The organism is Sphingomonas sp. PAMC 26617 (genome assembly GCF_000242835.1).
In the GTDB taxonomy this organism is placed as follows: domain Bacteria; phylum Pseudomonadota; class Alphaproteobacteria; order Sphingomonadales; family Sphingomonadaceae; genus Sphingomonas.
Genome location: NZ_JH594425.1, coordinates 3216287 through 3223224 on the forward strand (window position 1 = coordinate 3216287; position 6938 = coordinate 3223224).

Here is a 6938-nt window from a genome sequence, read left to right on the forward strand (position 1 = left end):
CAGCGTGGGAGACGAATGCCGCTAGGTCAATGCCTTGCGACCTTTTCCTTGGAACGGTCGAACAGCGCGTACAGCCCCAGCGCCACGCCCCCGATCCCCGCGCCGATCAGGCTGGTCAGCGTCCAGCCTCCCGCCGCGATGCTCGCGCTGCCGATCACCGATCCTGTCGCGCCGAACAGGAAGACGATCGTCATGTACGCGGCGTTGATCCGCCCGCCCGCGGCCGGGTCGAGCCCGAAGATGATTCGCTGCCCGGAGATCTGGTTGAGCTGGACCGCCGCGTCGATCAGCACCGCGCCGAGCGCGAAGGCGATCACGCTGCCCGCCGCGACGACCATGTCGGTCGCCAGGAACGACAGCGTCAGCAGCACCAGCGCCCCGAGCGTGGTCGCGCGCGCACGGCCCTTGTCGGCGAAATGCCCGGCGATCGGCGCGGCCAGCGCGCCTCCGGCACCGGCGAGCGCGAACAGCGCGACGCCGTTCGGCCCCAGCCCGAAGCGCTGCGTCAACACGATCGGTGCGGCAGTCCAGAACATGTTGAACGCGATGAACAGCAACGCCTGATACGCCGCACGCAACCGCAGCATCGGGTAGCGCCGGAGCAGGTCGAAGGACGAAGCCAGCAATGCGCCGTAGCGCAACGTGCTGTCCGGACGGCGCGCGGGTAGCATCAGCAGCAGCGCGACGCCGACGAGCGCGGTAACCCCGGCCGACACGTAGAACATCGCGCGCCATCCGGCGAGCCCAGCAACGAAGCTGGCGACGGGCCGCGCGAGCATGATGCCGGTGAGCAGCCCGCTCATCACCAGCCCGATCGTGCGGCCCTGCCGTTCCCGGCTGCTCAATTTGGCGGCGAGCGGCACCAGCACCTGCGCGCCGACCGAGCAGACACCCGTCACGAGCGCGGCGGCGAGGAAGGTGATCGGTCCTTCCGCCATCGCGATCCCGACGCAGCCGAGCACCGCGCCGACCGTCGCGATGAGGATCAGCCGCTTGTTCTCGACCAGATCCGACAGCGGCACGATGAAGGCGAGCCCGAGCCCGTAGCCGAGCTGGGTTAGCGTGACGATCGCCCCCGCCAGGCCCGGCGATAGCCCGATGTCGGGACCGATCGTCTCGATCAGCGTCTGCGCATAATAGAGATTCGCGACCATCGCGCCGCACGCGACCGCCATCAACAGCGTGACCGCGGGGGAAAGATCGTGGGTGTCGGGATGGCTCATTCGGACCGAAAGCCTTGCCGTAGCGTAAAAAGCAAGTGCGCCGCGTGCAATCGCCCGGACGCCGGAATGGCGCGTTGCAGTCCGGCATGCGGCTGACTATCACGCCCGAAAACTACGAATGAAGAGGATCCAGACCATGACGCCTGCCGTCAAAGCCATTCTCGACAAGTATGAGTCGGACAGCCCCGCAACCAAGGCCAACCTCGGCCGCATCCTGATGCACGGCCATCTCGGCGGCACCGGCAAGCTCGTCATCCTGCCGGTCGACCAGGGGTTCGAGCATGGCCCGGCGCGCAGCTTTGCGATCAATCCGCCGGCGTACGACCCGCATTACCACTATCAGCTTGCGATCGACGCGGGGCTCTCGGCCTATGCCGCACCGCTCGGCATGCTGGAAGCTGGCGCGATGACCTTCGCCGGGCAGATCCCGACGATCCTCAAGGTCAACAGCTCGAACAGCTGGGCGCAGGGCGCGAACCAGGCGGTGACCGGCTCGGTCGAGGACGCGGTTCGGCTCGGCTGCGCGGCGATCGGCTTCACCATCTATCCGGGCTCCGACGACCTGTTCGACATGATCGGCCAGATCCGCGAGATGTCGGCGGAGGCCAAGTCGGTCGGGATCGCGACCGTGATCTGGTCGTATCCGCGCGGCGGGATTCTCCCCAAGTCGGGCGAGCTCGCGCTCGACGTCGGTGCCTATGCGGCGCACATGGCGGCGCTGCTGGGCGCGCACATCATCAAGGTGAAGCTGCCGAGCGACCATATCGAGCAGAAGGAAGCCAAGCCGATGTACGAGGGCACCGACTGGTCGAACCAGGCGGACCGCGTGAAACATGTCGTCCAGTCGAGCTTCGCGGGACGCCGGATCGTCGTCTTCTCGGGCGGCGCGGCCAAGGGCGCAGACGCGGTCTACCAGGATGCGCGCGACATTCTCGCGGGCGGGGGCAATGGCTCGATCATCGGTCGCAACACCTTCCAGCGCCCGCGCGACGAAGCGCTCGAGATGCTCGGCAAGATCATCGCGATCTACAAGGGCGAAGCGTAAGGACGCGCAGGCGTTCGCCTATCACCGGAGCCTCGGCCCGGTGGTAGGCGTTCTCCTGGGACTGGCGGTCGTCGAACTGCTGGTCGTGCATCTCGTCGTCGTCGGGCTGTTCGGAACGACGGCTGCGATCGTCGGCGGCGCGCTCGATTTGGCCGTGGTGGTCGGCCTCGTCCTGCTCTTGCGGTCGTTCAGGCGGTTGCCGGTAACGCTCGCCGATGGGGTTCTCACGCTCCGCGCCGGAAGCCTGAAGCGGATTGCCGTCCCGACATCCAGCATCGCCGGTTTGCGAACGGCATGGGATGCCGCAGCATTGAAGCGACCCGGTGTCGTCAACCTCGCGCTGGCAAGCTGGCCGAACGTGTTCCTCGATCTCTCCAAGCCGGTGGCACTCCGTAGCGGTAAACCGATCCTCGCGGTTGCGCACAAGCTTGACGATCCCGCGGCTTTCCATGCCGCGATCTCGGCGCTATCGGCAGCGCATGGATATTGAAGACCCCCTCGGCCCGCTCGACCCCAATTTCGGTGCGCAGTTCCAGCGCGACTATCGCCGGCCGCCGTGCCAGCTGTACCTCGTCTCCCCGCTCGACGTCACCGGGGGATTTGCCGACCGGCTGAAACGCGCGCTCGACGCCGGGCCGGTCGCGGCGTTCCAGTTCCGCGTCAAGGACATCGACCAGCATGCCGCGGCCGCGCTCGCCGAGCCGCTGCAACGGATCTGCGCGGATGCGGACGTCGCCTTCATCGTCAACGACAGTATCGCGCTCGCCAAGCGCCTCGGCGCGGACGGTGTGCATCTCGGTCAGGACGATGGCGATCCGCAGGAGGCGCGGAGCGAGCTCGGGGCTACGGCGCAGATCGGTATCAGCTGTTACGCCAGCCGCCATCTGGCGATGGAAGCGGGGGAAGGGGGCGCGGATTATGTCGCGTTCGGCGCTTTCTACCCCACGACGACCAAGGTCGCGGAGCATGTCGCCGACCCGGTGTTGCTGAGCTGGTGGTCGACCGTGTTCGAACTGCCCTGCGTCGCGATCGGCGGAATTACGCCGAGCAACGCCGCGCCGCTGGTCAAGGCTGGCGCGGACTTCCTCGCGGTGTCGCACGGCGTCTGGGGCGGGGACGAAGCGGCTGCCGTCAAGGCTTTCGCGGAGGTGCTGAAGCGCTAGAGCGCAGGGGCGATTCGTGTTAGGGTTTGCGCATGGCTAAGCTCTCCACAACCGAGCCCGACTTTGAAACGCCGGAAGATGCGGCGGCGTATGACCGGTGGTTTCGCGCCAAGGTGCAGGCTGCACTCGATTCTACGGAACCAGACGTTCCTCACGAAGAAGTGATGGCCAGCATTCGGGAGATTATCGATCGGAAGAAAAACGGTGCGACTCGTCTGGCGGGCTAAGGCGCGCCGGGACGTAGAAGCGATTGTAGAGTATCTCGCCGAACGCAATCCGAGCGCTGCGGATCGTATGGAAGCGCTTATCGACAGAACTGTGGAAACACTGGTGGGGCGACCGCTGCTGTATCGGCCGGGCCGAATGCCAGACACCCGAGAGGCGGTTATTCACCGCAATTACATAGTCATTTACCGGGTGGGCGACGGCGTGGTGACGATCCTGACCATCATCCATGCCCGGCAATGCTACCCTTGACCTACCAGTGCCGCACGCGCCCGGTATCGACATGGACGAACCCGTCGCGCGGATAATAGCCGACGCCACCCCCGCCCAGGGCAAGCGCCGCGCCGCGCAACCGGTCGAGCGACACGCCGGGCACCACGATATCGGTCGCCTTGCCGAGCATGTGCTGGCTCTGGCTCGCAACCCCGCTGTGCGCCCCGCCGCGGGCGCGGAGCTTCGCATTGGTCTGCGGCGAGCGATAACCGCAGATCAGGTCGATCTTGCGGTTACCGCTAAGCTCCAGCTTCTGTCGCAGCGACACGAGCAGCGCCAGCAGGCGTCGATCCATGCCGATCGAATCACCCGTGCGCCAGTCGCGCAGGCCGTGGTTCAACTCGGCGAGTCCGGCCGGCACGAACCGGCCCGAACGCGCGAACACGGCATCGACGCTTTCGTTGGTGTGGACGTTGCGGATCGCGAGACGCCATTCGATCCCTGCCGCCATCGCGGGCAAGGGCAGCGCCAGGGCGGCACCTCCGGCGATCGCGCCGCCGATCAAGGCGCGTCGCGAAAACAGCGCGCTACATTTCGAAGTCGTAACGGACCCAACGTCCCGGTCTGTCGTTATCTGCATGGATTTGCATGTAGGAGACTGAAACCGTGCTCAAAACCTTTGCCGGCGTCGCTTGTCTGGCGTTGGCCCCGGTTGGTCTCGTTGCCGCCAGCGCGGCGGGAACCAAAGCGCCGTTGCCGGCTCCCGCCATGCAGACGAAGCTGGATCTCTCGATTCTCCATGCACAGGTCATCCTCGATCATCTCGGTTTCTCGCCGGGCGTGCTCGACGGGCGGGAAGGCAAGTCACTGGTTGCTGCAGTCACGGGCTTCCAGGAAGTCCAGGGCCTGCCGAAGACCGGTAAGCTCGATCAGCCGACGTTGAAGGCGCTGTACCCGCACCGCGCGTTTCGGCCGACGCAGAAGATCACGCTGACCAACGACATCCTCACGGGACCGTTCACCAACCCGTTCCCCAAGGACCCGGCGCTCCAGTCGAAGCTGCCCGCACTCGGCTACAAGTCGGTAATGGAGAAGATGGGCGAGATGTTCCACACCACGCCCGCAGTGCTGATCGAGCTCAACAGCCCGGACACGAAGCTGACCGCCGGGACGCAGATTGTCGTCCCTAACGCCATCACGACCGAGCGCGCCTATGATCCCAAATTGCCCGAGGCGTGGCGCAAGACGCTGAGCGACCTCAATGTCGACTCGACGCAGCCGCAGGGCGCGAAGATCGTCGTCTCCAAGTCGAGGGAAGTCCTTCGCGTTCTCGACAAGGACGGCAAGCTCGTCGCGCAGTTCATGGCGACGATGGGCAGCACGCACGATCCGTTGCCGATCGGCACGTGGAAGGTGCTCGGGCCAAGCTACAACCCGGAGTTCCACTATAACCCGACGCTGTTCTGGGATGCCAAGAAGGGCTCCAAGCAGGCGCTGTTGCCGCCGGGGCCGAACGGTCCGGTCGGCGTGGTCTGGCTTGACCTGTCCAAGCCGCATTACGGCATCCACGGCACGCCGTCGCCCGAGACGATCGGCCGCGCGGAGAGCCATGGTTGCATCCGCCTGACCAACTGGGATGCCGCCCGCCTGGCGATGATGGTCAAGGCGGGAACGCCAGCCGTGTTCCAGAGCTGATCCGGGACGCGGGGGGATGAAGAAGGTAGGTTTGATCGTCGTTGCCCTGCTGCTCGGGGTCGTCGGCCTGTGGGTGGCGGCGCTGGTGTTCCTGCCAGATGCGCCGGGCGGCACGCGCGCTGGGCCGATCGCGCGGTTGCGGCTCGCGGTCCGTGGTCAGCCGCAGCCGGTCGATATCGGCGCGGGGCGGGGTGGTTCGGTCGTCCTGGCAGTCCCAGTGTCGGGCGTACGGCGCGGCGACATCAGCGACTCGTGGGGCGATCCGCGCGAGAACGGCGAGCGGGAGCATCACGGCACGGACGTGATGGGGGCCGCGAACACGCCGGTCGTCGCGGCCGCACCTGGCGTGGTCGAGAAGTTGTGGGACAGCGCGGCGGGCGGGACGACGGTGTACGTCCGATCCCCGTCGCGGACCTGGACGCTCTATTACGCGCATCTGGCGGGGTATGCACCCGGCCTGCACGAAGGCCAGCCAGTCACGACCGGGCAATTGCTCGGCTATGTCGGCGACACCGGCAACGCGGGGGCAGGGAATTACCACCTGCATTTCGGGCTCACCCGTACCGATCCAGCCCAGCATTGGTATGAGGGGACCGACGTCGATCCGTTCCCCTATCTTGCGGGCGCGCCGCTGCCCGGCTAAGGCCTCGCGCCACGGTGCCTCGCAAACGGGGCGTCGCTTGGCTCTTTGCAACGCAGGCTCACCCCATGAAGATCAACGCGGTCGAAATCCGTCCCGGCAACATTCTCGAATATGAAGGCGGCATCTGGCGTGCGGTGAAGATCCAGCACACGCAGCCCGGCAAGGGCGGTGCCTACATGCAGGTCGAGCTGAAGAACCTCATCGACGGCCGCAAGAACAACGTCCGCTTCCGCTCGGCCGAGAGCCTCGAGAAGGTGCGGCTCGACACGGTCGACTTCCAGTTCCTGTTCCGCGAGGGCGACACGCTGACCTTCATGGACAAGGTCAATTACGAACAGATCACGCTCGACGCGGATATCCTCGGTGATGCGGCGGCGTTCCTGCAGGACGGCATGGATGTCGTGATGGAATTGTGGGAGGAGCGTCCGATCTCGGTCCAGCTCCCCGACACGATCGAGGCGCTGATCGTCGAGGCGGATGCGGTCGTGAAGGGGCAGACCGCCTCGTCGAGCTACAAGCCCGCGATCCTTGAGAATGGCGTCCGAGTGATGGTCCCGCCGCATATCGGCGCGGGGACGCGGATCGTCGTCGACGTCTACGAACAGACCTATGTGAAGCGCGCGGAGTAACGCCTTCTCCCTCTCCCCTTCAGGGGAGAGGGTGGCCGAGCGAAGCGAGGACGGGAGAGGGGCAGTATCGTAGCGCACCGCACTGTACTGCCCCTCTCCCCG

General features: G+C 66.1%; 10 protein-coding genes. 8 read left to right on the forward strand and 2 right to left on the reverse strand.

What is annotated here, in order from left to right; translation table 11 throughout:
- Window positions 1–26 precede the first annotated feature (26 nt).
- Window positions 27–1223 carry an MFS transporter gene (locus RH91_RS14090; RefSeq protein WP_010163496.1) on the reverse strand — a complete coding sequence of 399 codons (1197 nt, stop codon included), beginning with the start codon at window positions 1221–1223 and terminating at the stop codon, window positions 27–29.
- A gap of 136 nt (window positions 1224–1359) precedes the next feature.
- Here RH91_RS14090 and RH91_RS14095 point away from each other — a divergent pair, with 136 nt between their 5' ends.
- The 5 genes from RH91_RS14095 to RH91_RS14115 are packed head-to-tail and all read left to right on the forward strand — an operon-like array spanning window position 1360 to window position 3908.
- Window positions 1360–2268 (forward strand): class I fructose-bisphosphate aldolase, encoded by a 909-nt coding sequence (locus tag RH91_RS14095; protein WP_029623879.1) that lies wholly within the window; start codon window positions 1360–1362, stop codon window positions 2266–2268.
- Between the two features lie 40 nt (window positions 2269–2308).
- Window positions 2309–2758, forward strand: a complete 450-nt coding sequence (locus RH91_RS14100) for a hypothetical protein (protein ID WP_010163498.1) — start codon at window positions 2309–2311, stop codon at window positions 2756–2758.
- The gene (gene thiE, locus RH91_RS14105) at window positions 2748–3431 is read left to right on the forward strand and encodes a thiamine phosphate synthase (protein WP_010163499.1); all 684 of its coding nucleotides are present in this window, start codon (window positions 2748–2750) and stop codon (window positions 3429–3431) included. Before RH91_RS14100 ends, thiE begins: the two co-directional genes overlap by 11 nt.
- 32 nt (window positions 3432–3463) lie before the next feature.
- Entirely contained in the window at window positions 3464–3658 is a 195-nt protein-coding gene (relB, locus tag RH91_RS14110) for a type II toxin-antitoxin system RelB family antitoxin (protein WP_010163500.1), read from the forward strand.
- Window positions 3636–3908 (forward strand): type II toxin-antitoxin system RelE/ParE family toxin, encoded by a 273-nt coding sequence (locus tag RH91_RS14115; protein WP_010163502.1) that lies wholly within the window; start codon window positions 3636–3638, stop codon window positions 3906–3908. The genes relB and RH91_RS14115 overlap by 23 nt, the downstream gene beginning before the upstream one ends.
- A gap of 1 nt (window position 3909) precedes the next feature.
- On the opposite strand, the gene RH91_RS14120 is transcribed toward RH91_RS14115, so the two are convergent.
- Window positions 3910–4434 (reverse strand): DUF882 domain-containing protein, encoded by a 525-nt coding sequence (locus tag RH91_RS14120; RefSeq protein ID WP_010163503.1) that lies wholly within the window; start codon window positions 4432–4434, stop codon window positions 3910–3912.
- A 203-nt stretch (window positions 4435–4637) separates the two neighbouring features.
- On the opposite strand from RH91_RS14120, the gene RH91_RS14125 reads away from it, so the two are divergent.
- From RH91_RS14125 to efp, 3 genes are all read left to right on the forward strand, one after another.
- Entirely contained in the window at window positions 4638–5564 is a 927-nt protein-coding gene (locus tag RH91_RS14125) for a L,D-transpeptidase family protein (protein WP_010163504.1), read from the forward strand.
- Between the two features lie 16 nt (window positions 5565–5580).
- Window positions 5581–6207, forward strand: a complete 627-nt coding sequence (locus RH91_RS14130) for a M23 family metallopeptidase (RefSeq protein WP_010163505.1) — start codon at window positions 5581–5583, stop codon at window positions 6205–6207.
- Between the two features lie 65 nt (window positions 6208–6272).
- On the forward strand, window positions 6273–6836 hold the full coding sequence (gene efp / locus RH91_RS14135) for an elongation factor P (RefSeq protein ID WP_010163506.1): 564 nt from the start codon (window positions 6273–6275) through the stop codon (window positions 6834–6836).
- Window positions 6837–6938: the final 102 nt, after the last annotated feature.

Excerpts from the sequence above, each read along its gene's own strand:
- RH91_RS14090 (WP_010163496.1), bottom strand. The coding sequence starts at position 1,223 with ATGAGCCATCCCGACACCCACGATCTTTCCCCCGCGGTCACGCTGTTG.
- efp (WP_010163506.1), top strand. The coding sequence starts at position 6,273 with ATGAAGATCAACGCGGTCGAAATCCGTCCCGGCAACATTCTCGAATAT.
- thiE (WP_010163499.1), top strand. The coding sequence starts at position 2,748 with ATGGATATTGAAGACCCCCTCGGCCCGCTCGACCCCAATTTCGGTGCG.
- RH91_RS14095 (WP_029623879.1), top strand. The coding sequence starts at position 1,360 with ATGACGCCTGCCGTCAAAGCCATTCTCGACAAGTATGAGTCGGACAGC.
- RH91_RS14125 (WP_010163504.1), top strand. The coding sequence starts at position 4,638 with ATGCAGACGAAGCTGGATCTCTCGATTCTCCATGCACAGGTCATCCTC.
- relB (WP_010163500.1), top strand. The coding sequence starts at position 3,464 with ATGGCTAAGCTCTCCACAACCGAGCCCGACTTTGAAACGCCGGAAGAT.
- RH91_RS14130 (WP_010163505.1), top strand. The coding sequence starts at position 5,581 with ATGAAGAAGGTAGGTTTGATCGTCGTTGCCCTGCTGCTCGGGGTCGTC.